Source organism: Frondihabitans sp. PAMC 28766, assembly GCF_001577365.1.
Lineage (GTDB): Bacteria > Actinomycetota > Actinomycetes > Actinomycetales > Microbacteriaceae > Frondihabitans.
Map to the genome: position 1 here is coordinate 2,081,637 of NZ_CP014513.1, position 24,563 is coordinate 2,106,199.

Annotated in this window: 21 protein-coding genes; 12 read left to right on the forward strand and 9 right to left on the reverse strand. The window is 70.0% G+C overall.

What is annotated here, in order from left to right; translation table 11 throughout:
• Window positions 1-78: 78 nt before the first annotated feature.
• Genes AX769_RS10115 through AX769_RS10125 form a run of 3 tightly spaced genes read right to left on the reverse strand, consistent with a single transcriptional unit; the run spans window position 79 to window position 3,607 of the window.
• Window positions 79-975, reverse strand: coding sequence for an ABC transporter permease (locus tag AX769_RS10115; protein WP_082763670.1), 897 nt, complete (start codon window positions 973-975; stop codon window positions 79-81).
• The gene (locus AX769_RS10120; RefSeq protein ID WP_369824086.1) at window positions 972-1,961 is read right to left on the reverse strand and encodes an ABC transporter permease; all 990 of its coding nucleotides are present in this window, start codon (window positions 1,959-1,961) and stop codon (window positions 972-974) included. The genes AX769_RS10115 and AX769_RS10120 overlap by 4 nt, the downstream gene beginning before the upstream one ends.
• On the reverse strand, window positions 1,958-3,607 hold the full coding sequence (locus AX769_RS10125; protein WP_066278807.1) for an ABC transporter substrate-binding protein: 1,650 nt from the start codon (window positions 3,605-3,607) through the stop codon (window positions 1,958-1,960). Before AX769_RS10125 ends, AX769_RS10120 begins: the two co-directional genes overlap by 4 nt.
• 69 nt (window positions 3,608-3,676) lie before the next feature.
• Between AX769_RS10125 and AX769_RS10130 the strand changes: the two genes are divergently transcribed.
• Both AX769_RS10130 and AX769_RS10135 read left to right on the forward strand, forming a co-directional pair.
• The gene (locus AX769_RS10130) at window positions 3,677-4,288 is read left to right on the forward strand and encodes a TetR/AcrR family transcriptional regulator (protein WP_066278809.1); all 612 of its coding nucleotides are present in this window, start codon (window positions 3,677-3,679) and stop codon (window positions 4,286-4,288) included.
• Window positions 4,289-4,543: 255 nt separating this feature from the next.
• Window positions 4,544-6,574 (forward strand): hypothetical protein, encoded by a 2,031-nt coding sequence (locus AX769_RS10135; RefSeq protein WP_066278811.1) that lies wholly within the window; start codon window positions 4,544-4,546, stop codon window positions 6,572-6,574.
• A gap of 18 nt (window positions 6,575-6,592) precedes the next feature.
• Here AX769_RS10135 and AX769_RS10140 read toward each other — a convergent pair whose 3' ends face one another.
• The 3 genes from AX769_RS10140 to AX769_RS10150 are packed head-to-tail and all read right to left on the reverse strand — an operon-like array spanning window position 6,593 to window position 9,784.
• Window positions 6,593-7,585 (reverse strand): cation diffusion facilitator family transporter, encoded by a 993-nt coding sequence (locus AX769_RS10140; protein WP_066278813.1) that lies wholly within the window; start codon window positions 7,583-7,585, stop codon window positions 6,593-6,595.
• Window positions 7,586-7,637: 52 nt separating this feature from the next.
• The gene (locus AX769_RS10145; RefSeq protein WP_066278816.1) at window positions 7,638-8,951 is read right to left on the reverse strand and encodes a hypothetical protein; all 1,314 of its coding nucleotides are present in this window, start codon (window positions 8,949-8,951) and stop codon (window positions 7,638-7,640) included.
• Window positions 8,952-8,968: 17 nt separating this feature from the next.
• Window positions 8,969-9,784: a hypothetical protein gene (locus AX769_RS10150; protein WP_066278818.1), complete on the reverse strand. Its 816-nt coding sequence runs from the start codon at window positions 9,782-9,784 to the stop codon at window positions 8,969-8,971.
• A gap of 442 nt (window positions 9,785-10,226) precedes the next feature.
• Between AX769_RS10150 and ileS the strand changes: the two genes are divergently transcribed.
• The 4 genes from ileS to ndk all read left to right on the forward strand — a co-directional run bounded on the left by ileS (window position 10,227) and on the right by ndk (window position 15,949).
• Window positions 10,227-13,484: an isoleucine--tRNA ligase gene (gene ileS, locus AX769_RS10155; protein ID WP_066278821.1), complete on the forward strand. Its 3,258-nt coding sequence runs from the start codon at window positions 10,227-10,229 to the stop codon at window positions 13,482-13,484.
• Window positions 13,477-15,018 (forward strand): folylpolyglutamate synthase/dihydrofolate synthase family protein, encoded by a 1,542-nt coding sequence (locus AX769_RS10160; protein ID WP_082763672.1) that lies wholly within the window; start codon window positions 13,477-13,479, stop codon window positions 15,016-15,018. Before ileS ends, AX769_RS10160 begins: the two co-directional genes overlap by 8 nt.
• Entirely contained in the window at window positions 15,015-15,443 is a 429-nt protein-coding gene (locus AX769_RS10165) for a DUF4233 domain-containing protein (RefSeq protein WP_066278823.1), read from the forward strand. Before AX769_RS10160 ends, AX769_RS10165 begins: the two co-directional genes overlap by 4 nt.
• An 86-nt stretch (window positions 15,444-15,529) precedes the next feature.
• Window positions 15,530-15,949, forward strand: a complete 420-nt coding sequence (ndk, locus tag AX769_RS10170) for a nucleoside-diphosphate kinase (RefSeq protein ID WP_066278825.1) — start codon at window positions 15,530-15,532, stop codon at window positions 15,947-15,949.
• 94 nt (window positions 15,950-16,043) lie between these two features.
• Here ndk and AX769_RS10175 read toward each other — a convergent pair whose 3' ends face one another.
• Window positions 16,044-16,910, reverse strand: coding sequence for a thioredoxin domain-containing protein (locus tag AX769_RS10175; RefSeq protein ID WP_066278828.1), 867 nt, complete (start codon window positions 16,908-16,910; stop codon window positions 16,044-16,046).
• Window positions 16,911-17,028: 118 nt separating this feature from the next.
• Complete coding sequence (locus AX769_RS10180) at window positions 17,029-17,649, reverse strand: vitamin K epoxide reductase family protein (RefSeq protein WP_082763684.1); 621 nt, start codon at window positions 17,647-17,649, stop codon at window positions 17,029-17,031.
• Window positions 17,650-17,926: 277 nt separating this feature from the next.
• Between AX769_RS10180 and AX769_RS10185 the strand changes: the two genes are divergently transcribed.
• The 4 genes from AX769_RS10185 (at window position 17,927) to AX769_RS10195 (ending at window position 23,400) form a co-directional block, all read left to right on the forward strand.
• Window positions 17,927-20,902: an Rne/Rng family ribonuclease gene (locus AX769_RS10185; RefSeq protein WP_082763685.1), complete on the forward strand. Its 2,976-nt coding sequence runs from the start codon at window positions 17,927-17,929 to the stop codon at window positions 20,900-20,902.
• Window positions 20,903-20,943: 41 nt separating this feature from the next.
• Window positions 20,944-21,117 carry a hypothetical protein gene (locus AX769_RS23890; protein ID WP_157887558.1) on the forward strand — a complete coding sequence of 58 codons (174 nt, stop codon included), beginning with the start codon at window positions 20,944-20,946 and terminating at the stop codon, window positions 21,115-21,117.
• Window positions 21,111-22,097, forward strand: a complete 987-nt coding sequence (locus tag AX769_RS10190) for a hypothetical protein (protein ID WP_066278830.1) — start codon at window positions 21,111-21,113, stop codon at window positions 22,095-22,097. The genes AX769_RS23890 and AX769_RS10190 overlap by 7 nt, the downstream gene beginning before the upstream one ends.
• 316 nt (window positions 22,098-22,413) lie before the next feature.
• Window positions 22,414-23,400 (forward strand): type IV toxin-antitoxin system AbiEi family antitoxin domain-containing protein, encoded by a 987-nt coding sequence (locus AX769_RS10195; protein ID WP_066278832.1) that lies wholly within the window; start codon window positions 22,414-22,416, stop codon window positions 23,398-23,400.
• 78 nt (window positions 23,401-23,478) lie between these two features.
• On the opposite strand, the gene AX769_RS10200 is transcribed toward AX769_RS10195, so the two are convergent.
• Entirely contained in the window at window positions 23,479-23,805 is a 327-nt protein-coding gene (locus AX769_RS10200; RefSeq protein ID WP_066278835.1) for a DUF4031 domain-containing protein, read from the reverse strand.
• Between the two features lie 149 nt (window positions 23,806-23,954).
• On the opposite strand from AX769_RS10200, the gene rplU reads away from it, so the two are divergent.
• Both rplU and rpmA read left to right on the forward strand, forming a co-directional pair.
• A complete protein-coding gene (rplU, locus tag AX769_RS10205; protein WP_066278842.1) occupies window positions 23,955-24,266 on the forward strand; it encodes a 50S ribosomal protein L21 in 312 nt (103 codons plus the stop codon).
• 13 nt (window positions 24,267-24,279) lie between these two features.
• Complete coding sequence (gene rpmA / locus AX769_RS10210; RefSeq protein WP_066278845.1) at window positions 24,280-24,546, forward strand: 50S ribosomal protein L27; 267 nt, start codon at window positions 24,280-24,282, stop codon at window positions 24,544-24,546.
• Window positions 24,547-24,563 lie beyond the last annotated feature (17 nt).

Here is a 24,563-nt window from a genome sequence, read left to right on the forward strand (position 1 = left end):
GCCGAAAAGCCGCACGAAAGTGCCACTCACCGGCCTCCGCGGGGCGTACCGCGGGGCGTACCGCGGGGCGTACCGCGGTCATCGGGGAGCCCGCCGGGTGAGGGCGCGGCCGAGCACAGTGGTCGAGGCGGCGGTGAGCACGATGGCGATGCCGGGGAAGACCGTCATCCACCACGCCACCCCGAGATACGTTCGCCCGGCCTCGAGCATCGCACCCCATTCGGGCGCCGGCGGCGGCGACCCGAGCCCGAGGTAGCTCAGCGACGACGCCCAGACGACGGCCTGGCCGACCCCGAGCGTGGCGAGCACGAGCACCGGCGCGAGCGCGTTCGGCAGGATGTGACGGAACAGCAGCACGCGCGGCGACCGCCCGAGCACCCTGGCCGCCTCGACCATCTCCGACGAGCGCACGCGACGGATCTGTGTGCGAAAGATGCGCGCGTAGCCCGGCGCCGTCGCCAGCCCCACGGCGATCGTGGCCGGGATCGGCCCCGGCCCGGTGAATGCGATGATCACGAGCGCGAGCAACAGCCCCGGCAGCGCGAACAGCACCTCGAGCAGGCGCCCCACGGCGACGTCGGTGACCCGACGCCCGATGCCGGCCGCCGTGCCGAGCAGCAGCCCGAGCGCCGTTCCGATGACGGTGGCTGCGATGCCGATCAGCAGCGACGCCCCGGCTCCGTGCACCACTCGCGTGTAGAGGTCGCGCCCCGAGTCGTCGGTGCCGAAGACGTGAGCGAGCGACGGGGCCTGGAAGGCGGAGGCGGGGTCGATCGCGAGCGGGTCCCGCGGCGCGAGCAGCCCCGGGGCCAGCGCCGCGACGACGATGAGCAGCACGGTCGCGGCGGCGACCGTCTCGACGACCGTCAGTGGCCAGCGTCGCCTCGCCGACGAGATCCTGCGGCCGTCAGGATCGGGGGCACCGGGCCGAGCTGCGCGGGCGTCGGTCGTCGGCAGCGTGGGCAGCACCGTCATGCCGCGCGCCCCCGCGGGTCGACGGCCTTCTCGGCCAGGTCGCCCAGGGCGACCACCACCACGTAGGCGAGGGCGGACACGAGAGCGACCCCGGTCACCAGAGGGATGTCGCGGAGGGTGACCGCCTGGAGGAGGGTGCGGCCGAGACCGGGCCGCGCGAACACGGATTCGACGACGACGGCGCCGCTCAGCAGCGAGCCGAACGCCCAGCCGGACAGCGCCAGGCCCGGCAGTGCGGCATGACGGAGGAGGTGGCGACCGAAGACTCCGGTGTCGCTTTCGCCGCGCGCCCGAGCCGACAGGGCGAACGGCGCCGCAGCGGCATCGAGCAGCGAGTCGCGGGTGACCTGCCCGAGGAATCCGGCCACGGGGATCGCCAGCGTCACGACCGGCAGGACGATGCCGGCCACCCCGCCGGTGCTGACCGGCGGCAGCCAGCCCAGCTGCGTCGAGAAGATCACGATCAGCACGCTCGCCAGCAAGAACTGCGGCACCGCCGACGCGATCACGCCGAGGCTCGAGCCGACGGCCGCGGCGACTCGGCCGCCGCGCGACGACCACCACGCGAGCAGGAGCGCCAGCAGCCAGGCGACCGCCAGCGAGACGGCGGCCAGCGTGAGTGTCGGCGGCACCTGGGCCGCCAGCACGCTCGCCACGCTCTGCTTCAGCGAATAGGAGGTGCCGAGGTCGCCGCCCGCGAGGTGCCCGAGCTGCAGGAAGTACTGGACGACGAGCGGCTTGTCGAGGCCGTACTGCTCGCGCACCAGCCGGAGGGAGGCCGCGGACGCCTGCGACCCGGGGCCGCCGAGGATGGCCTGCGCCGGGTCGCCCGGCACAAGCCGGATGGCGAAGAAGATCAGCGTGGCGACGGCCCAGAGCACGACGATCGCCCCGAGCACTCGCACGCCGAGCCACCGGGCCACGCCGACCCACCGGGCGCCACTGCGCGACCCGGCAGAGGAGGCCGGCAGCCCGGCCGCGGTCACTTCTGCAGCCAGGCGTCGTACAGGCTCGGCGTCGATACCGACGGGAAGGCCCGGAGACCGTGCACGCTCGTGCGGTAGAGGAAGTGGTTCTGCTGGTCGTAGAGCGGCAGCACGTAATAGCCGCCGAGCACGATCTTCTGGGCCTGGTCGTAGAGATCCTGCCGGGTCGAAGCGTTCGACTCCTCGCCCGCCTTGGTCAGGATCGCGTCGAGCTTCGGGTCGTCGACCTGCGCGTTGTTGGCGAAGTAGCCACTCGGCGCCGGGGTGATGCCCGACGAGTTGTACAGGATGTCGAGCACGCCCGGCCCGACCTTCGTGTACGGCGCGTCGACGAGCTCGTACTTGTGCGCGGCGAGAGCGCCGTACCAGGAGGCGAGGTCGAGCTGGCTGATCTCGACGTCGAAGCCGAGCTTCTTCGCCTCCTCCTGGATCTGCGTGAAGACCGAGATCTCGGCGGGGATGGACTGGTTGGTGCTGACCGGGAAGCGGACCGTGAGCTGCTTGCCGTCCTTCTCGCGGTAGCCCGCGGCGTCGCGCTTCGTCCAACCAGCCTCGTCGAGCAGCTTGTTCGCCTTCGTCGTGTTCACCGTGAAGAGCGACTTGTCGGAGTAGCCGTCCTGCTCGACGCTCGACAGCAGCGAGTACGAGCGCTTGGCGGTGCCGAAGAAGAGGCTCTTGATGCCGGCGTCGACGTCGACGCCGGTGATGAACGCCTGGCGCACCTTCTCGTCGTTGAACGGGGCCTGGGACGAATTCAGCTCGATGCGGTCGGAGGCGCCGGGGCGCGGGGCGTCGATCGCCTTGATCGTCGAGCTCTTGGCGGCGGCGACGAGCGAGTCGGGTTGGGCGTTGTCGATCACGTCGACCTCGCCCGACTGGAGGGCGGCATAGCGGGTGGCGGAGTCGGGGATGAAGCGCCAGACGATCTTCGACAGGTAGGGCTCGCCGGTGTGGGCGGCGTCGTGCACGGACGACGTGTAGTGCGGGTTCCGCACCATCGTGATGGCCTGCTGCTTGACCCACTTCGTCACCTCGAACGGGCCGGTGCCGACGGGGGAGTCGCAGTTGACGGCCATCGACCGCTTGAGCGCCGTCGGCGACTCGATCGCGAGCCACGGCTGTGTCAGCGAGTCGAGCAGGTCGCTGTCGGGCGAGCTGAGGTCGAATTGGACCTTGTCGGTCGACACGGCGACGGTCTGCTTGACCTTGCCGAGCGCGAGGTAGCCGGTCGACGAGAGGGTCTTCGGGTCCTTGACCGCGTTCATGTTCGCAACGACGGCCGCCGCGTCGAAGGGTGTGCCGTCGGTGAACTTCACGCCCTTCTTCAGGGTGAAGGTCCACGTGAGACCGTTCGACGACTGCGCCCACGAGGTCGCGAGCCAGGGCACGATGTCACCGTTGGTGTCTTTCGAGACCAGCTGCTCGAGATACTGCGACGCCACGAGTGCCTGCGGGTAGTTGCCGCCGACGTGCGGGTCGAGGCAGGTGGGCTCGGCGTCGCCGGTGGCGTAGGTGAGGGTGCCGCCTGTGACGGGCTTGCCCGCGCTCGCGCCACCGGTCGCGGCCCCGCCTCCCGAGGTGCAGCCGGCGAGGACGAGGGCGCTCACCGCAGCGAGGGCGGCGAGGGGGAGGAGGCGGGTGCGCATGTGGCTCCAGTGCAGTATCTAGACTCGGTACAGTAAGTGCCGAACGAGTCTAACCGAGAAGATGGTGTCGTGACATCCACTGCCCCCGCGCGCAGCGGCCGCCCCCGTCGGTCGTCCGCCGAGATCCTGGCCGACGCCGCAAGCGAGCTCTTTCTCGAGAACGGCTACGCCGGTACCACCGTCGACCAGATCGCCGGGCGAGCCGGTGTCAGCCGCGCCACCTTCTTCAACTACTTCGGCGGCAAGGCCGACCTGCTCTGGCTCGACCTCGACGCGACCCTCGCCGGAATTCCCGCGGCCTTGCGCGAGGCGTCCGCGCGGCCGCCGGTGGCCGCCGTCGAGGCCGCACTCGTCGCCGTCGCCCGTGAGCACCCCGACAACGGCGTGCCCTGGGCGCTGTCGCAGGGTGAGGCGATGCGCCTCGGCGACGACCTCGTGGCATCCGGCGCCGCTCGCTTCGTCACGCAGCAGACCCTGGTCGCGAGCTATCTCGCCGAACGCCTCCAACAGGCGCAGGATGCCACGTGGCCGCAGGTCGCGGCGTCCACGCTCCTCGCTGCCGGGGGCGCGGCGACGGTCGCGTGGGCCCGGGCCGGCATCGGCCGAGGCCCCCTGGTCGGGTTCGTCGCCCCGGCCCTCGCTCCTGTCGCCCGGGGCCTCGCCGCCGCCCTCACCGCCTGAGCCTCGCCGGCGGCCCAGACCCTCTCCGGCGGCGTGCGCGCAATGCCTAGGCATTGCGCGCACGCCGGCCGCGAGGGTCTAGCCCGAATCGCCTGAAACCGTGCCCCGATTGGGGTACGGATCTGGACCTCCAGAGGGGCCCCCAGGGTGCTACTGTCCTCAGACCGACCACGATCACTGGGCGGTCGACGGTGCTCCGGGGGTGGGTCAGGGCATCGACGTCTCACCGACTCACGCCCGAAAGACCCGACTCTCGTGACCAAGAAGAACTCTGCCTGGCGGGCGGCCGTCGCCGTCCCCGCCGTCGTGCTCATCGGCCTGGGCGGCAGCGCCCTCGTCGCCGCTCCCGCCCTCGCCGACACGGCGACCGCGACGACGTCGTCCGCGCCGACTGCCACCGCGGGGGCGACGAGCACGCCTGCCGTGACGCCGACGAGCCCCGCCGCGTCGACTGCCGCGCCGACCGCGACCTCCCCGGCGACGACCTCCCCGGCGACGACCGCCCCGGCGACACCCGCCCCGGCGACGACCGCGTCGGCGACACCCGTCGCGACGCCGACCGCCGCGCCTGAGCCGGTGACGCACGCAGCCGCCAAGGCTCCGACGACCCTGACGGTCACCTTCCCGACTCCGGAGGACCCGGACTCCGACACGATCACGCCGAACCAGCTCGACTCTCGTGACTTCGACGTCACGGGAACGGCCCCGATCGGCTCCGACCTCGAGATCGACGACCAGGACGGCGACCCGCTCGCCACGTTGACCACGACGGCCACCACCTTCAGCATCCCGATCAGCCTGCCCGCCGACGGCCCCTACGAGGACGAGCTCGACGTCTACGGCTCGCACGGCAACACCGACTTCGACGACGTCTACGTCGACGTCGAGTTCGCCGCCCCGACCAGCGTGGCGCCGACCCTCGTCGCCCCCTCGGTGACCACCTACTCGGTCGCTCCGCTGCCCCTCGGCCTCGGCACCACCGGCAACGTCGTGAAGTTCTCCGGCACCGGCACCCCCGGCGAGGACGTCGAGCTGTTCAACGTCAAGACCGGCGTCCTGCCTGCGACGACGGGCGACACCGACGACCCGTTCGGCGACACCGACGCCGAAGACTACGACTATGAGACCGGCGCCACCTTCCACGTCGGCGCGACCGGCGCGTGGAGCGGCTACGCGGTCTTCCCCTACGGCACCGAGTCGATCTGGGCGGGCGAGCAGCAGCTCGACGACAACGAGAACGACGCCTCCTACGGCGAGGCCGTCACCCACCTCTCGCCGCTCGCCGGGCCGGTCGACATCACGTTGACCAAGCCGGCCGGCACGGTCGACGTGCCCGAGATCACCGAGCCGTCGTACTTCGACGACGTCGACGGGTCGGGCGACGGCGGAACCTTCGTCGGCGGCTTCGCCGACGGGTCGTCGTCGGCCAGCACCGCTTCCTCCGGAGCGAGCACGACTCGCCCCGCTCTGAAGACGTCGGCCTCGGTCGCCTCCTCCGCCCAGAAGACCGCGTCCTCCGACGCCGCCTCACGCTTCGCCGACCTCCCCACCGCTGAGCAGCCGTTCGCCAACCTGCCGCACTCCCTCCCGGCGGCGAAGTCGGCCCCCGCAGGCCGGGCCGCGACGAGCGACAGCACTGCGCGCGACAGCGTGTCGGGCGACCCCGGCGACGAGACGATCGACCAGATCATCGCCGAGGACGGCATCCAGGTGAAGGGCAAGCCGAGCACGACCCAGCACGGCTACCTGACGACGACCGTCTCGGGCACCGGCACGCCGGGCGACCACATCGTGCTCGACGCGCGTGACGGCGACGCCGAGGTGCCCTACATCACGGCTCTCTACCCGCAGCTCGCCACCGAGCTCGACGCCTACGACACGGTGCTCGAGAACTCGGACGACCCGAACGGTGTGATCCCGCCGTCGCTCACCACCACCACGACCACGTCGCTGCTGCCGAAGGACACCGGCGCGGTCACGGTCGCAGCCGACGGTACCTGGTCGGCGACGGTCACCCTGAAGCCCGGCAGCTACGGCATCCTGGCGTTCGCGGTCGACCCGACCACGGCGAAGTACTCGGCGTCCAGCGCGCTTCTGGCCGTGCACCTCACCGGCACCCCGATCGTCGACCCGGCGGCGACCACGACCCCCGCGACGCTGGCCTTCACCGGCTCGCGCGGCACCGGCGTCACGGCGCTGGCCGGCTTCGCCGCCCTGGTGGCCGGTGGCGCGCTGCTGGCGATCGCCCGCCGGCGTCGCCGCGGCCTGGGCTCGGACGAGGTCTGAGCGAGGTCGAGGAGAGCCCTACGAGAGCGCCTCGCGCGGCGCGTCGGGCGTGGTCGGCACCAGGCTGGCCTCGTCCGGCGTCGCCAGTGTGAGCACGGCCTCCTCGACCGCCGCGTTCTCCTCGATGTCCTTCTCGACCCGGCGGAGGGCGACCGCGACGTGCTCCTCGTCCTCGTTGCCGACGAGGTCGATGGCGGCCACGAGATACAAGCGCCCCGGGCCGAGGAACTCGAGGTGCAGGTAGGTGACCCGCGAGACCTTCGGGTGCTCCAGGATCCTGCGGAGCACCCCTGATTCGACCTCGGGCGTGGGGCTCTCGCCGATCAAAAAGCGGCGGTTGCGGTCGATCAGCACGACGGCCACGCAGCCGAGCAGCACGCCGACGAGGATCGAGCCGGCGGCGTCGAACACGGCGAGTCCGGTGAGCTGGTGCAGCAGGATGCCGAGGAAGGCGATGAACAGGCCGACGAGCGCCGCGCTGTCCTCGAAGAACACCGCGCGGAGGGTCGAGTTCGACGAGTCGATGACGTGGCGGAGCACCGGGATCCGGCGTTTCGACGCTGCCCCGCGCGCCTGCCGGAGCGCCTGGAGGAACGACGTGCCCTCGAGGATCGCCGAGACGCCGATCACGATGTAGTTGATGTAGTAGTCGTTGTCGGCCTTGGTCGACGTCAACTCGGAGATGCCGTTGTAGATGGAGACGACCGCGCCGACGGTGAAGAGGCCGAAGGCGGCGAACATGCTCCAGACGTACGTCTCTTTGCCGTAGCCGAGAGGGTGCCGGGCGTCACGCGTGCGTGAGCCGCGGCGCTCGGCGATCCACAGGAAGATCTCGTTGCCGGTGTCGGCCCACGAGTGCGCCGATTCGGCGATCATCGATGCCGAGCCGGTGAACAGCGACGCCGCCGTCTTGGCCAAGGCGACGAGCAGGTTGGCGAGCAGCGCGACGATGACCGTCTTGGTGCTCGAGCCCTCGGGGCTGGGGGCAGGCTGGGCGGCGTCCGTCGTCATTCGCCCAGTCTGCTCCAGGCCGCCCGAGCGAGGTGGGGCGGCCCGGAGTCGATCAGACCTTCTTGCAGCCGAGGAGGGAGTTGGTCTTTCCGGCCGAGTCGATGCCGTAGCTGCACACGGTCGATCCGGCGGCGGCCTTGACAGTTGCCGAGTAGCCGTGAGCGGTGCCGTAGCCCGGGTAGACCTTGGCGACGTCAGTGCGTGTCACGTTGGCCGGGGTGGCTCCGACGTATTTCCCGTTGACGTAGAACCGCACGCTGATGGGGCTCGCCGTGTCGGGGTCGATCGCCCATCCGACGAGTTTCGCGGACGTGCCGGACCGGCTGACCGAGTCGAGACGGCCGTAGGGCGTGGCCAAGAGGTTGACGGCGTGACAGCCGAAGCCCGTGTTGGCCCCGGCGCCCACGTTGATGCCGTAGGTGCAGACGTTGTGCTTACCGTCGGCGACGGCGATGACCTTCGAGAAGCCGGTGTCGAGCGGAGCGCTCGGGTAGGCCTTTTTCACGTCGGCCCGCGGAAGCGACGCCGCCGTCTCGGTCAGATAGTTCGCTCCGTCGTAGAACCGCACGGTGACGGGGGAGGCAGTGTCAGGATCGCGCACCCAGCCCTTCTCCGAGACGCCGCCGGGCACGCGGACGATGTTCTCGACACGCCCGCTGGGGTCGTGGCTCGTGTCGCGCGGAGCGGTGGCCATCGTGATGCTCGTGTTCGAGAGGGCCTGGGCCACGGTGCCGTTCGGGTGGTGCAGGATCACGCGGATCCGGTAGGAGCCGGCCGGTCGAGACCCGAGGGTGAACACGGCGGAGTTGCTGCCCTGCTTGACGTCGACGCCGCTGGCGATGGTCGAGTAGGCGCCTCCGTTCGAGACGGCGATGTCGGCGGTCGTCCCGGACACCCAGGCGGCGTCGTGATAGACGACAGTCGTGCTTCCCTTGGCCGACGGCTGCGCGCGCAGGTGGATGTCCTTGAGGTGCCAGGTGTTGGCCCCGGGGTCTTCGTTGGGGTCGAAGCGGAGCGAGGTGATCAACTGCTTCGCCCAGCCGGCGCGCGGCGAGCCGGAGTCCTCGTCGAGCGGGTTGCCGGAGGCGAGGTCGGTGCTGATGGTCTTCGCGTTTGCGCCCGAGTAGGTCACGATGTCGTTGCTCTGCTGAGCCGTGCTCGTGCCCTTGACATTCCAGATGAGGCGCGCGAGCTTTCCGCCGCCTTTGGACGCCGAGAGCGAGAACGGGCCGTCGTACGTGAGGTCGAACGACAGATAGTGATAGGTGCTGCCGTTGAAGGCGCTGATCGGCAGGTGCACCTGGGGATCGTTCGGGTGCGCCCCGCCGTTGGTGGCCGTCATGCCGACCGAGCTGTACGACTTCACCGTTGCGTTCGCGACTCCTACCCGGGAACGGCGCCGCCGGTGAAGACGTTCTGCGGGCGTCCCTGCGCCGTCGTGACGTCGGTGCCCTGCGTGTTGTTGGGGCTGTCGACGACGGCCAGCGGGCGAGGCGTGACCGAGAATCCGCTGTAGTTTCCGGGCGGGTAGGCGCCGTGCGGCGTGGACGGATCGTAGAGACGGATCCAGTTGACCGAGACGTTCGCTGCCGAGCTGTTCGCGGGCCTGTTCATCGGCACCATCCGCAGGGCGACCACATGAGCGCCCTTCCACGCGATCTTGGCGCCGACGTTGGACTTCGAGGTGAGGGTGAGGTCATAGAGGTGATCACCTGCCACGAGGGGGAAGGTCTGCCCACCGGCGCAGCTCGGCAGCTGCTGCGCGCAGGTGAAGAAGTAGACGACGCCCTGCCCGTTCGAGGGCTGGTTCATCTCGAAAGACAGTTTGGTGTAGCGCGAGGTGTCGACGGGGTGCAGACTGCCGTCGCGCCCCGTCGGAAGCGACCCGGGCTCCGTCCAGATGGGGTTGAACGACTGGCCGCCGCGCACCGTGAGGTTGAGATGACCGCCCGAGACCGAGATCTTGTCGGCGGTCGACGCGTCGGTGTTCTGGTCGGACGAGTTGCTGTAGTCCCACGGATCGCCGAGAATCTCGCTCGCGTAGTCGGGCGACTCGGCCTCCGTCGTCGCGGCGGCAGCCGACGCGCGCGGAGCCGGCGCGGCGAGACCGACGGCGGAGACGAGGGGGACGGCGAGCAGGAGACCGGCGCCGAGCGCGAGAAGGCGCTTTCCGGGCAGTGTCGACTTCGTTGTGGTCACGGGGGTGTCGTCCTTCGGTGATCTCGGCGCAGCGCGCGCCCGAATGTGCCTGCCTGATCCGGGAGGCGATCGGCTCGCCTGGTGAGAACGGGCCTTCCGGTCAGGGTAGGCAGATCGGTCCGGCATGCGATATCCCCGTAAAGGGGGACTGACCCGGGTCGTCTGTCCGCTCATGCGGGGACTCCGGTCGGCCCGCGAAGCGGCTCGCGCCGTGCCTCGCCGCCGGTTACGATTGGGTCTGCACCGATCCGGCCATCACCGGGGAGCACTCGGAAGAACGCGCGCCAGAGCCGCAAGGCATCAGCGCGCCACTAGACCCGAGCGGGTCAGGCCCGTCACAGCCGTCGAAGAGAGGGCCTCCGGGCCAAGCGGGGTGGTACCGCGACTGCCGAAGTTGTTCGACAGGCGTCCTCGTGCATGACCCTCTGCACTGGAGATGTGAATGGACCCCCGCAAGCAGTCAGTCCCTGCGTCGCCGAAGTTCCCCGACGTCGAGAAGGGCATCCTCGCCTTCTGGAAGGGCGACGACACCTTCCGCGAGTCCGTCCGCAACCGCGAGGGCTCCGACGAGTGGGTCTTCTACGACGGGCCGCCGTTCGCCAACGGACTGCCGCACTACGGCCACCTTCTCACCGGCTACGCCAAAGACGTCTTCCCGCGCTTCCAGACCATGCGCGGCAAGCAGGTGCACCGCCGCTTCGGCTGGGACACCCACGGCCTGCCCGCCGAGCTCGAGGCGATGCGGCAGCTCGGCATCACCGAGAAGCACGAGATCGACGACATGGGCATCGCCGAGTTCAACGCGGTCGCCCGCAAGAGCGTGCTCGAATACACGGGGGAGTGGCAGGAGTACGTCACCCGCCAGGCGCGCTGGGTCGACTTCGACAACGACTACAAGACCCTCGACATCACCTTCATGGAGAGCGTGCTCTGGGCGTTCAAGACTCTCCACGACAAGGGGCTCGCCTACGAGGGCTTCCGTGTGCTGCCCTACTGCTGGCACGACGAGACGCCGCTGTCGAACCACGAGCTGCGCATGGACGACGACGTCTACAAGATGCGTCAGGATCAGACGGTCACGGTCACGTTCCCGCTGGTGGGCGAGAAGGCCGAAGCGCTCGGCCTCACCGCCGTGCGGGCTCTCGCCTGGACGACGACGCCGTGGACGCTGCCCACCAACCTCGCTCTCGCGGTCGGCCCCGACATCGAGTACTCGGTCGTCGCCTCCGGCCCGCTCGGCGCCGGCGACGGCTCGGCCGAGGGCGTCGCCGACTTCCTGCTCGCGACCGACACGATCGCCGCCTACGCGAAAGACCTGGGCTACGGGAGTGCCGACGAGGCGCTCGCCGCGGTCACGCGCACCATCACGGGCCGCGAGCTCGGCGGCGTGCAGTACGACCGTCTGTGGGACTACTACGCCGACACCGAGAAGTACGGCACTGAGAACGCGTGGCAGATCCTGGTCGCCGACTACGTCGCCACCGGCGAGGGCACCGGCATCGTCCACCAGTCGCCCGCCTACGGTGAAGACGACCAGGCCGTCTGCCAGGCCGCCGGCATCCCGACGCTGATCTCGGTCGACGAGGGCGCGAAGTTCTTGCCGATGTTCGTCGAGGTCGCCGGCCTCCAGGTCTTCGAGGCCAACAAGCCGCTGACGCAGTCGCTGCGCGCCGAAGGGCGTCTCCTGCGTCAGGCGAGCTACGAGCACAGCTACCCGCACTGCTGGCGCTGCCGCAACCCGCTGATCTACAAGGCGGTCTCAAGCTGGTTCATCCGCGTCACCGACTACCGCGAGCGCATGTCGAGCCTCAACCAGGAGATCACCTGGGTGCCCGAGAACGTCAAAGACGGGCAGTTCGGCAAGTGGGTCGCCGGCGCCCGCGACTGGTCGGTCTCGCGCAACCGTTACTGGGGTTCGCCGATCCCGGTGTGGAAGAGCGACGACCCCGAGTTCCCGCGCGTCGACGTGTACGGCTCCCTGGCCGAGCTCCAGGCGGACTTCGGCACGCTTCCGCTGAACGCAGAGGGCGAGCCCGATCTGCACCGGCCGTTCATCGACGACCTGACGCGCCCGAATCCTGACGACCCCTCGGGCAAGTCGACGATGCGTCGCATCGAAGACGTCTTCGACGTGTGGTTCGACTCCGGCTCGATGCCGTTCGCGCAGGTGCACTACCCGTTCGAACATCAAGAGTGGTTCGACACCCACAGCCCCGCCGACTTCATCGTCGAGTACATCGGCCAGACCCGCGGCTGGTTCTACGTGATGCACGCGCTGTCGACGCCGCTGTTCGACCGCCCGGCCTTCTCGAACGTCATCAGCCACGGCATCGTGCTGGGCTCGGACGGCCAGAAGATGTCGAAGAGCCTCCGCAACTACCCCAACGTCAACGAGGTCTTCGACCGCGACGGCGCCGACGCGATGCGCTGGTTCCTGATGTCGTCGTCGGTGATCCGCGGCGGCAACCTCATCGTCACCGAAGAGGGCATCCGGGAGTCGACGAGGCAGTTCCTGCTGCCGCTGTGGAGCACCTACTACTTCTTCTCGCTTTACTCGAAGGCGGCACGATCCCAGGGGTCCGCTCACGAGGCCACCTGGCGCACCGACTCCGTCGACGTGCTCGACCGCTACCTCCTCGCCAAGACCCGCCAGCTCGTCGACGACGTCGCGGCCGACCTCGAGGCGCTCGACTCGCCGCTCGCGACCGCCAGGCTGCGCGACTTCGCCGACGTGCTCACCAACTGGTACGTGCGCCGTTCGCGCGACCGCTTCTGGGCGGGCACCGACACCGACGCGTTCGACACGCTCTACACGGTGCTCGAGACGGTCACTCGCGTCGCGGCCCCGCTCGCGCCGCTCGTCACCGAGGAGGTCTGGAAGGGCCTGACCGGCGGCCGCAGCGTGCACCTCGAAGACTGGCCCGACAGCTCCGCCTTCCCGGCCGACGACGCGCTCGTCGACGCGATGGACGCCGTCCGCGAGGTCGCTTCGGCGGGGCTCGCCCTGCGCAAGGCGACGAGTCGACGCGTGCGGCTTCCGCTGCCGTTGCTGACGGTCGTGTCGCAGGATCCTGATGCCCTGGCCCCCTTCACGGCGATCCTCCGCGACGAGCTCAACGTCAAGCAGGTCCAGCTCGCGACACTCACCGAAGAGAGCCTCGGCGAGTACGGCGTCACCCGTCGGCTCACCGTCAACGCCCGCGCTGCCGGGCCCCGCATTGGCAAGCAGGTGCAGCAGGTCATCCCCGCCGCCAAGAAGGGCGAGTGGGAGCCGGCAGGAGACAACGTGATCGTCGGTGGCATCGAGTTGCTGCCCGGCGAGTTCACCCTCGAGCTGACCGTGCGAGACGATGCCGGGGCCATCGCGTTCGTGGGCGACGGCGGCTTCGTGCTGCTCGACACCGCGACGACTCCGGCCCTCGAGGCCGAGGGTCTGGCCCGCGACGTGATCCGCGCCGTGCAGCAGGCCCGCCGCGCCGCCGACCTCGACGTGAGCGACAGGATCCGGCTCACCCTCCGTCTCGACTCTCAGGCCGAGACCGCGGTCGAGGCGCACCGTGACCTCATCATGGGCGAGACCCTGACGCTCTCGCTCGAGACCGACCTCGTGGTGCTCGCGCCCGGCGAGAAGGCCCCCGCAGAATCCGTCTCCGTCGGAGACGGCTCGTTCGTGATCGTGAAAGTGGCAAAGCATGAGTGACACCCCCACCGGTCGAAACGGCGACAACGACTACGACCCAGCCGACGACGACGAGACCGTCGACCCCGGCTCGCTGCCCGACGTCTTCGGCACCCGCGACGACTTCGGCGACTTCCCGTCGCTCGGCGACGACGACGAGCGCGACCGCGACGACCGCGACGATGACAAGCCCGCCGAGTCGGAGGCCCGCGCCGCCGATGCGGCCGCAGCCCAGCGCGTCTACGAAGAGCTGCTCGCCCGCGTCGGGGAGGCCGCCCCGCAGCCGCGTCTCGGCGCGACCCGCCGCGCGGTCGAGCTGCTCGGCGACCCGCAGCGCTCGTACCCGGTCATCCACATCACCGGCACGAACGGCAAGACGTCGACGAGCCGCATGATCGAGAGCATCCTGCGCGCCTACGGCCTCCGCACCGGGCTCATGACGAGCCCGCACCTGGTCAAGGTCAACGAGCGCATCGTCATCGACGGCGAGTCGATCAGCGACGGCGCGCTGGCGGCCAACTGGGCCGACATCCAGCCCTACCTCGTGATGGTCGACACCGAGCTGGCAGCCGCGGCCGAGCAGCCGCTCACCTACTTCGAGGCGCTCACCGTGCTGGCGTTCGCCTCGTTCGCCGACGCGCCCGTCGACGTCGTCGTGCTCGAGGTCGGCATGGGCGGCGAGTGGGACAGCACCAACGTCGCCGACGGGCAGGTCGCGGTGTTCACGCCGATCGCCCTCGACCACACCAAGCGCCTCGGCTCGACCGTCGCCGAGATCGCCAAGACGAAGTCGGGAATCATCAAGCCGTCCGCCAACGTCGTGAGCGCCAAGCAGACTCCCGAGGCCCTCGTTGAGCTCGAGCGCGCCGCCGAGCTGACCGAGTCGACGTTCGCGGTGGAGGGCACGGCCTTCGAGGTGCTGAAGTCGGACGTGGCCGTCGGCGGTCAGGTGATCTCGGTGCGCGGCATCGCCGGGCGGTACGACGAGATCGCGCTGCCGATGTTCGGGCGTCACCAGGCGCAGAACGCCGCCGTCGCGATCGCCGCGGTCGAGTCCTTCCTCGGCAACGGGTCGCAGCCGCTCGACGCAGAGATTCTCAGCGCAGGGCTCGCGGCCGCCTCGTCGCCGGGGCGCCTGCAGATCCTCAGCACCGACCCCACGATCCTGGTCGACGCCGCGCACAACCCGCACGGCGCGAAGTCGCTGGCCGACGCTCTCGGCGAGTACTTCTCGTTCGACCGCGTCGTCGCCGTGCTGGCCGTGCTCGAAGACAAAGACGCGGGCGGGATCATCCGCGCCCTGGCCCCGGTCGTCGAGCAGTTCGTGATCACGCAGACCGACTCCGAGCGGGCGATCGCCGCCGACGACCTCGCTGCCCTGGCAGTCGGTATCGTGGGGCCCGATCGTGTCATCGTCGAGACCAACGTCGTGTCGGCCCTCGGCTCGGCTCGCGACCTGGCCGACGATGCCGAGCGCGGTGGTGTCGTCGTGACCGGCTCGATCACGCTCGTCGGCGAAGTGATCGCCCTGACCGAAGAAGACGGATGGAAATGACAGAGACGCCCGCGCGACCGGCCAGGCAGGCCCGGCCCCGCCGTGCCCGGAGCCTGACCGAGAGCCTGCTGCAGATCATGTTGCTGCTCGAGGCCTGCGTGCTGTTCTTCATCGTGCTGAACGTCGGTGGCGCCGGAATCCTCTCGTGGCCTGTCGCCGTGGGTGGCGGCGTCGGCTTCATCGTGCTGATGGCCGTCGCGGCCCGCGGCATGCAGCACCTGTGGGGCGTCGTGCTCGGCTGCGTGGTTCAGGTGCTGCTCGCGCTCACCGGCATCCTCGTCGTGCTGATGTTCGTCGTGGCCGCGATCTTCATCGGCATCTGGATCTTCTGCCTGATCAAGGGCGTCCAGATCGACCGCCGTAACGCGGCCATCCGCGCCTGGATGGAGGCCAACCCCGGTCTCGACCCGCGCGACTACCAGTAGCCCTGACCTGCAGCATCCTGACGCCCTCACGGCCCTGCCCCTCGACCTCCGCTCCCACCTCTAACCGCTTTCAGAAGGAGACCCCCGTGGCCGAACTCGAAGAAACCCTGGTGCTCGTCAAACCGGACGGCGTCGCACGCAACCTGACCGGCGAGATCCTGCGACGCATCGAGCAGAAGGGCTACGGCCTCGTCGACATCAAGCTCGTCGAGGCCGACCGCGACCTGCTCGCCGCGCACTACGAAGAGCACGTCGGCAAGCCGTTCTACGAGCCGCTCGTCGAGTTCATGGAGTCGGGCCCGATCGTCGCCATCCGCGTCGAGGGCAACGCCGTGATCGCCGGCTTCCGCTCGCTCGCCGGTGCCACCGACCCGACGAACGCCGCGCCCGGCACCATCCGCGGCGATCTCGGCCGCGACTGGGGCCTCAAGGTGCAGCAGAACCTCGTGCACGGCAGCGACTCGCCCGAGTCGGCCGCTCGCGAGCTCGCGCTCTGGTTCAAGTAGCCCGCAGCAATCAGAACGGCCCCGCACCTCTCGAGGTGCGGGGCCGTTCTGGTTGCTCTGGCCGGGGCCGGGGCCGGGGCCGGGGCCGGTGGGCCTAGCTGGCCGACTGCTGGGCCACGAACGACGAGAACGCCGACGCGTCGGTGAGCGAGCCCTGGTACTGCTTGCCGTTGACGATGACCGTCGGGGTCGACGAGAGCTTCGCGATCGACGAGTTCGGCAGCTTCTTCGTCAGGTCGGTCTGCGTGACGTTCGCCACGAACGACTTGAATTTCTGGCTCGTGATACACGACGGGATCTTCGAATTCGTCGCCCCGGCGCCCTTCACCGTCGTGATGATCTGTTGATCGGTGCGCCCGTGGGTGCCCTCCGCCGGCTGGTTCTTATAGAACGCGGTGGTCACGGCGAGGAACTTGTCGGGCTCGTAGTTGGCCACGCAGGCGGCCGCGTTGGCCGAGCGCGTCGAGTACTTGTTGCCGAGCGACGAGTTGTCGAGGAAGGCGATCGGGTGCACCTCGTAGGTGATCGCGCCCTTCTTCAGCAGGGTCTGGATCTGCGCCGCGTTGGTCGTCTCGAACTGGTCGCAGTACGGGCACTGGTAGTCGATGTAGGCCGTGATGTTGACGGTCTTGGTGAGCTTCTTCTGGTCGGTCGGCTTGACCGCCTCGCCGTTCTTGAGAGCGGCGGTCTTGACCGTGGACACCTGGCCCGAGGTGCCCTGCAGCAGGATGCCTCCCGAGGCCATGTTCTTCGGCCCGGGCCCGGGGGGTTGGATCGACGAGGTGACGGCGAAGACGACGACGGCTACGACCACGATCGCGGCCAGGACGCTGCCTCCGATGATGAAGAAGCGGTTGCGGCGGCGCCTGCGGGCAGCCGCCTCGCGAGCGATGCGCGCCTTCTCGCGCGCCTCGTCTCGCCTGTTTCGCTTGCTCTGACCGTTATCGGGGGCGGGTGTCATGTGTCCTCGGATCTGCGGGGTGATGCACTGTCGATCATCGAGCGTAGCCCTGCGCCTGCTCGCTCAGGACCTTAGGGTGACGCATCATGCATTTCCTGAGAGATGACCGAGGCTGCCCTCAGCCGAAGAGCAGAGTGAGCAGCAGCGGGAAGTGGTTGATGATGATCAGCACGATCACGAGGGCGTTGGCGACCGGGATCGCCCACGCGAACGGCAGGAACCTGCGCATCGCTCGTCTCACGCGCTCGTTCTTGGTGATGTTGCCCTGAGCGATGTTCCACACCGTGAAGACCCAGAACAGCGGGATGGTCGTGCTCCAGACGAGCATGCACCACGGGCAGAGGGCGCCGATGAAGAAGACCGTCTGCGTGAACAGGAAGGTCACGAAGATCCACGCCAGAGCGAAGCCGATGTTCGCGGCGACCCAGAACCAGCGCGCGAAGCGGGCGCGAGCGAGCAGGGCGAAGCCGATCGTGATGGGGATCATGAAGCCGGCGACGCCGATGATGGGGTTCGGGAAGCCGAACAGGTGCGACTGCCACGAGTCGATCACCGTCGAGCACGAGACGAACGGATTGATGTCGCAGGCGAGCCCCTGCTTGGGGTGCTCGAGCAGGTCGTACTTCTCGACCACCAGCTTGAACGACCCGTAGAGCCCGACGAGGCCGGAGACGATCAGCAGGATCGCCGTGATGAAAGACTGCGAGGACGCAGGCTTGGACGCGGTTTGTGACGACACCTTCGGATTATGGCATGCGACGAATCGCCTCCCGCTGGCCGAGCGTGCGATAATCGGAACAGTCCCAGGGTGAGAGCCGGGCAAGCTTTCCGGGTCGCAGCACGATCGTTCGAATGAGAACGGCCCGCTGTCGCAGCCGGCACAGAGACAGATTTTCCGTAGGCCGCAGGTCCGCACCCCGGGGGGTAGCGCTGCGACACAAGGCCTCGGCACATGATTTCCCGGTGGTGACCGGTCACTGATCGAACCACCATCGGGGCGAGGAGTTGCACCACCGATGGTGGATAAAAACGAAAACAGTCCGAAGAGAAGAAGTCGCCTGTTCGCAGGGTTCCGATCGCACAAGGCGCAGCCCGCCGTGCCGGTCGTACCCGAACCCGAACAGCCCGCTCCTTCCGCTGTCGGCGCCGCCCGAGAGGCCGCACCGGCCTCGGCCGCCGACACAGCCGTGCCTCAGGAGGCCACAGCCGTGCCCAACGACAACACCACATCCGCGACCGAGCAGGTCGAAGGCCAGGCGGCCGAGGCCGTCGTCGACGTCGAGACGATCGAGCGCGACGAGGCCGACCAGACGCCCGTCGTGCCGACGGTCGACAAGCCCGCCCTCGCGTCGCCCTTCGAGGCGCCGCTGACGACGACGAGCCTGATCTTCCACGCCCCCGACATCGCCCCGCTGCCCGAGCAGGACGACTACGACGACGAGGGCTCGTCGAGCCGTCGCCGGTCACGCCAGCGCCCGGGCGGATCGCCTGGGCAGGGCTCCGGCTCGCACCAGGGCGACGGCGACGAGCCGTCGACGACCCGCACCCGGTCGCGCGCCAACCGCGAGCCGCGCGAGCCGCGCGAGGTCGAGCTCATCACCGAGCCGCAGCGCGTCAAGGGCTCGACCCGCCTCGAGGCCAAGAAGCAGCGCCGCCGCGACGGTCGCGATGCGGGTCGCCGCCGCCCCGTCGTGACCGAGGCCGAGTTCCTCGCCCGCCGTGAGAGCGTCGACCGCAAGATGATCGTGCGCACGCAGGGCGACAGCATCCAGATCGGCGTGCTCGAAGACGGCATCCTCGCCGAGCACTACGTCGCCAAGTCGCAGAACGTCTCGCTCATCGGCAACGTCTACCTCGGCCGCGTGCAGAACGTCCTGCCGTCGATGGAAGCCGCGTTCGTCGACATCGGGCGCGGCCGGAACGCCGTGCTCTACTCGGGCGAGGTCGACTGGGACAGCGTCGACCACAGCCAGGGCCAGCCGCGCCGCATCGAGCTGGCGCTGAAACCCGGCGACCGCGTGCTCGTCCAAGTCACCAAAGACCCGGTCGGCCACAAGGGTGCCCGGCTCACCTCGCAGATCTCGCTGCCCGGCCGCTTCCTGGTCTACGTGCCGAACGGCTCGATGAACGGCATCAGCCGCAAGCTGCCCGACACCGAGCGCGCGCGCCTGAAGAAGATCCTGAAAGAGGCTCTGCCCGAGAACACCGGCGTGATCGTCCGCACCGCGGCCGAGGGCGCCACCGAAGAGCAGCTCACCCTCGACGTGAAGCGCCTTCTCAACCAGTGGGCCGACATCTCGAAGAAGGTCGAGGCGGGCAACGCCCCGACCCTGCTCCACTCCGAGCCCGACCTGCTGATCAAGATCGTGCGCGACGTCTTCAACGAGGACTTCCACGAGCTCGTCATCGACGGCGACGAGGCCAAAGAGACGATCGAGCAGTACCTCTCGGCCGTGGCCCCCGACCTCCTCGACCGCGTGAAGTCGTACGAGGGCGACAAAGACTCGTTCGACGAGTACCGCCTCTCCGAGCAGATCGACAAGGCGCTCGACCGCAAGGTCTGGCTGCCCTCGGGCGGCTCGCTGGTCATCGACCGCACCGAGGCCATGACGGTCGTCGACGTCAACACCGGCAAGTTCGTCGGCTCGGGCGGCAACTTGGAAGAGACCGTCACCAAGAACAACATCGAGGCCGCCGAAGAGCTCGTGCGCCAGCTGCGCCTCCGCGACATCGGCGGCATCATCGTCGTCGACTTCATCGACATGGTGCTCGAGTCGAACCGCGACCTCGTGCTGCGCCGTCTCGTCGAGTGCCTCAGCCGCGACCGCACCAAGCACCAGGTGGCCGAGGTCACCTCGCTCGGCCTCGTGCAGATGACGCGCAAGAAGCTGGGCCTGGGCCTTGCCGAGTCGTTCGAAGAGATCGGTGTCGACCGTCAGCAGGCGGCCGAGCAGCAGCAGCAGAATCGCCAGAAGTCGCAGGAACGCCGTCGCGCCAAGGCCGCGAACGGCAACGGGGCCGGCAACGGCAGCGGGTCGTCGAACGGCAACGGCTCGAACGGTCGCGGCGGCTCGCCGCGCGGCTCCGAAGCGCACCCCGCCACCGGCACCATCCACGCGATCACCGACGACGTCAAGAACGCCCTCGCCAAGATCGCCGCGTCGACCGTGCCCCACGCCGAGGGCGAGCCGGCCAGCCCGGCCGAGACCGCTGCGGCCGTCGAAGCCGCTATCGATGCGGTCGCCGCGGGCATGGGCGGCACCGAGCCGGCCGCGCCCGCCGCTGCATCCGTCTCGACCGACGGCCCCGCCGCTGCGTCCGTCTCGACCGACGGCCCCGCCGCTGCATCCGTCTCGGCCGACGGCGCCGCCGTCGAGGGTGAGCAGACCCCGGCCTCCGGGCGCTCCCGCCGCGGGCGCGGCCGTCGTGCCTCGGCCTCCGGGCAGGCCGCCGCCGAGGCACCCGCCTCGGGGGAGGGCGCTGCCGTGATCGAGGTCGCGTCGACGACGTCGGTCGAGAGCGCGACCGCAGGGGCGTCGGATCCTGCGCCCGTGTCGTCGGCCCCGGCGGCCTCCGCCTCGGCCGCACCTGAGACCGCCGCGCCGGCCGCTGCCGCCGACAAGCCCGAGAAGGCCTCGCGCCGCTCGCAGGCGACCGTCACGCAGCCCGAGGCGACCGTCGCCATCCTCGACATCCCGGTCGCCAAGGTCGAGCGCGCCCCGCGCAAGGTGAGCGCCCGCGACGCCGAGCAGCTCCTCGACAGCGTGCTGGGCGCGCTGCCCGAGCCGAAGCAGCCCGGTCAGGGCCGCAGCCGCTCGCGGCGCGCGTCGACCAGTGGCACCACGGCTGCGTCGAGCGTCGATGCGTCGGCCTCCGGCGATTCGGGCGCCTCGGGCGCCTCGGGTTCGTCGAGCACCGCGGGTTCCTCGAGTTCCTCCGCAGAATCGGGCCCGTTCATCCTCGGCGTGGGAGTATCGTCCGACGACCTGTGATCACGGGTCGTCTCTGATCAGATCGTTCTGAGAGGCCCCACGTGAGCACCCCGACACCGACCCCGGCGCCGCCCCCCGCGTCGTCGGCGGTCGGCGTCGGCTCGTCGTACGTCGGCTCGGCCCCGCCGCCGCACATCCCGCACGCGCAGGCCGCACCGCGCCGTAGGCCTGTGCACGCCCTGTTCGCCCGAGTCGCAGCCGCGAGGCCGTGCTGACGGCGGCGATCGCGGTCGGCGCCGTGATCCTGGTCAAATTCGCGGTCGCGCTGGTGCAGTTGATCGGCAACGCCGTCGACTTCGACCCGGCGGCCTACGCCAGCGGGTTCGTCGAGTCGCCCATCGGCCTCTTCCTCGGCGCTGTGGTGCTCTACCCGTTCTTCTTCTACGTCGGCGCCTTCGTCGCGCTCGCCTTCGGGTTCCCCGTCCTGCGCTCCACGCGGTTGCCGGTGGTGCTGGGCCGAGCCGTCGCCGCCGGGGCCGTGGGCACAATCGTGCTCGCCCTCGTCGGGCTCATCACCGGCGTCGGCTCCGCCACGGCGGCCGGCAACTGGGTCTCGCTGCTGCTCGACGTCGTCTTCGTTCCGCTCTCGGCCGGCCTCCTGCTGACGGCCGTGCTCGCGGCGGGAGCCGTGTTGGCCTGGCTCTGGATCGGGCGGCAAGACCCAGCCCTCCGGGCGCAGGATGCCATGGCCGCGGCGGGCACGCCCGCTCGCGTCGCCGAGGCTGCTGCGGCTGCGGCTGCGGCTGTTACTGAGGCTGCTGGCGCTGGTGCTGCTGCTGGTGCTGCCGGTCGCGGTGGCGGCGCTGGTGCAGCCTCTGCGTCGGGCGCGCCCTCGGCGGGCGGCGCGCTGGCCGCGGGCTCTGCTCGCGATGCCCCGTCCGCGCTCTCCGCCGGGGCCCGGGTTGCGGCGGGCTCTCCGGCCAGCGCCTCCGTCCCCTCGGCGCTCGACGCTCTGCTGCCCGCCCCCGACCCGGCTCGCCTCGCTCCCTTCGCCCCGGCCGCCGCGGCGCCGCCGGTCCCCTCCGCGCTCGAGGCCGCTGCCGGCCCGCCGTCGTCCGCCCCCACCGGGCCTCTCTCCTCCGCCGCCGAACCCGCGCCGGCGCCCGCGCCGGTCGCGCCTCCAGCGCCCCCGCCGCGCTCAACCGCTGCCCCCGACCCCGCCTGGCGCCGCTTCGAGCCCCCGCCCTCCCGCTGACACCCCGGCTTTCGGCCAACCTCCCAGTGCCGCGGCGGTGGGACCTCGGCTGAAACACGGGGTCTTCCCGCCGAGGACGCCCTCCCGCCGACACCACCGCTTTCGGCCAACCTCCCAGTGCCGCGGCGGTGGGACCTCGGCCGAAACACGGGGTCTTCCCGCCGAAGACGCCCTCCCGCCGACACCCCGGCTTTCGGCCAACCTCCCAGTGCCGCGGCGGTGGGACCTCGGCCGAAACACAGGGCGTCGCCGCCGACTTCTCCACAGATTGCCGAACGGCGCCCACGAGGCACGCGGCCCCGACCACGCTGGTGGCATGGACGACTTCGCCACCGGGCCCGACGGCCTCATTCGCACCGCCGACTTCATCCGGGCCGGCCGCAACGACCGCGAGCTGCGCCGCGCCGCGACCGCGGGTGAGCTCGTCACCGTCATCCCTGGCGTCTTCGTCCGAGCAGACAGATGGCAGGCCGCGACCGGGCCCGACAGGCACGTCCTTCGTGCGATGGCGTTCGCCCCGCGGCTCGACGAGCGCGCGGTGTTCTCGCACACGACTGCCACGGCACTGCACGGGTGGGGGTCACTCGGGCCGCCTCCTGACCTGCTCGACGTGTCGGATCCTGATCTCTCCAAGTCGCGGCGGCTCGCCTCGGCTCGGCTGCACGTCGCGCGGCTCTCGGGTGCGGATCTGGGCGTCGTGGAAGGGCTGCCGGTCACCTCGCCGGCTCGAACCGCGGTCGACATGGTCGTGTCGCAGGGGTTCAGAGCAGCCGTGGTGGCCCTCGACAGTGCCCTGCACGTCGAGGTCGAGAGTCGTGACCCTCGCCGTCGTCGGCCTCTGACGGCGTCCCTCCTCACGCTCGACGATTTCGACGCGGCACTCGGGCGCCGCTTGCCCGTCCGGGGCCACAAGCACGTGCAGCGGGTGCGCGCTTTCGCGAACGGCCTCGCGGCCTCAGGAGGCGAGTCGCTCAGTCGCATCGTCATGCACGAACGCGGGTGGCCGGCGCCCACTCTGCAACAGCCGTTCTTCGTCGGTCGCGAGCACATCGGCGACGTCGACTTCTGGTGGGAGGAGTTCGGTGTGATCGGCGAGTTCGACGGCTTCGTGAAGTACTCGCGCCAGGAGCACCTGGGCGGCATGAGCCCGGCCGACGCCGCGGTCAAGGAGAAACGGCGGGAAGACCTGCTGCGGGCTCACCCGGCCGTGCGCGGTTTCGCTCGGTGGATGTGGAGCGACGTGATGCACCCACCTCGGCTGGACGCGATCCTGGGCCGGACGGGGCTGTGGCGCAGCGGGTGACACCCGGGGTTTCGGGCGAGCTCCGCGCGCCGCGGCGCGGGGAGGTCGGCCGAAAGACGGGGTGTCGCCGAGCGACTTTTAGCGGGCGGGGCCGGCGGGGCCGGGCGAGCGGAGGGAGCGGGGCGGGTCGGCGGGCAGGCCGCGCTTGCGCCACTGCGGCACGCGGAGGCCGCTGGCCTCGAGGCGACGGGCGAGCTCCTTGCCGCCGACCGCCGTCGCGCCCTGCGCGACGAGCTCGTCGTGCCGCGCGGCGGGCACGTCGTAGTGGTCGTGGTCGAAGGCACGACGCGGCAGGCCCGCGGCCCCGGCGAACGCGTGCAGCTCGTCGTACGACTCGTCGCTCACGAGGTGCGACCACACGGTGTCGTGCGCGGGCCAGATGGGCTCGTCGATCAGAATGGTCACTGTCGCATCGTACTCGCGGCCTTTGACTGCGGCCGTTCGGGCCGGTACTCTAGACCCTTGGTGCGCCGTCAGAGTGATGCGCGACACCCAGACTTCTCGCCGGTGGGGCATCTCCCCGCCAGGCTTCCTCTCATCCTCAAGGAGTTCCCATGGCTTTCGCTATTGTGCGTGCCGGTGGTCGTCAAGAGAAGGTCGAGGTGGGCACGATCGTGACCGTCGACCGTCTCAAGGCGAATGCCAGCGACACCGTCTCGTTCGTTCCCGTCCTGCACGTCGACGGCGACACGATCCTGTCGGGTGACGCGCTGTCGAAGGTCACGGTCGAGGGCGAGGTTCTGAACGACCTCCGCGGCCCGAAGATCGTGATCCAGAACTACAAGAACAAGACCGGGTACAAGCGTCGCATGGGGTTCCGTGCCGACCTGACCCGCGTCAAGATCACGTCGATCAAGACCAAGTAGAGGCGGCTGGACAATGGCACACAAAAAGGGCGCAAGCTCCACTCGTAACGGCCGCGACTCGAACGCGCAGCGCCTCGGCGTGAAGCGCTTCGGCGGCCAGGTCGTCCTCGCGGGCGAGATCATCGTGCGTCAGCGCGGCACCCACTTCCACCCCGGTGTGAACGTGGGCCGTGGCGGCGACGACACCCTGTTCGCCCTCGCCCCGGGCGCGGTCGAGTTCGGTGCGAAGGGCGGCCGCAAGGTCGTCAACATCGTGAGCACCGAGACCGTCTCCGCCTGACAGCAACCTCTTCACCG

Coding starts and splice junctions, on each gene's coding strand:
- AX769_RS10125 (WP_066278807.1), bottom strand. CDS start 3,607: ATGCGCACCCGCCTCCTCCCCCTCGCCGCCCTCGCTGCGGTGAGCGCC.
- rpmA (WP_066278845.1), top strand. CDS start 24,280: ATGGCACACAAAAAGGGCGCAAGCTCCACTCGTAACGGCCGCGACTCG.
- AX769_RS10165 (WP_066278823.1), top strand. CDS start 15,015: ATGACAGAGACGCCCGCGCGACCGGCCAGGCAGGCCCGGCCCCGCCGT.
- AX769_RS10175 (WP_066278828.1), bottom strand. CDS start 16,910: ATGACACCCGCCCCCGATAACGGTCAGAGCAAGCGAAACAGGCGAGAC.
- AX769_RS10140 (WP_066278813.1), bottom strand. CDS start 7,585: ATGACGACGGACGCCGCCCAGCCTGCCCCCAGCCCCGAGGGCTCGAGC.
- AX769_RS10160 (WP_082763672.1), top strand. CDS start 13,477: ATGAGTGACACCCCCACCGGTCGAAACGGCGACAACGACTACGACCCA.
- ileS (WP_066278821.1), top strand. CDS start 10,227: ATGGACCCCCGCAAGCAGTCAGTCCCTGCGTCGCCGAAGTTCCCCGAC.
- rplU (WP_066278842.1), top strand. CDS start 23,955: ATGGCTTTCGCTATTGTGCGTGCCGGTGGTCGTCAAGAGAAGGTCGAG.
- AX769_RS10195 (WP_066278832.1), top strand. CDS start 22,414: ATGGACGACTTCGCCACCGGGCCCGACGGCCTCATTCGCACCGCCGAC.
- AX769_RS10115 (WP_082763670.1), bottom strand. CDS start 975: ATGACGGTGCTGCCCACGCTGCCGACGACCGACGCCCGCGCAGCTCGG.
- AX769_RS10185 (WP_082763685.1), top strand. CDS start 17,927: ATGGTGGATAAAAACGAAAACAGTCCGAAGAGAAGAAGTCGCCTGTTC.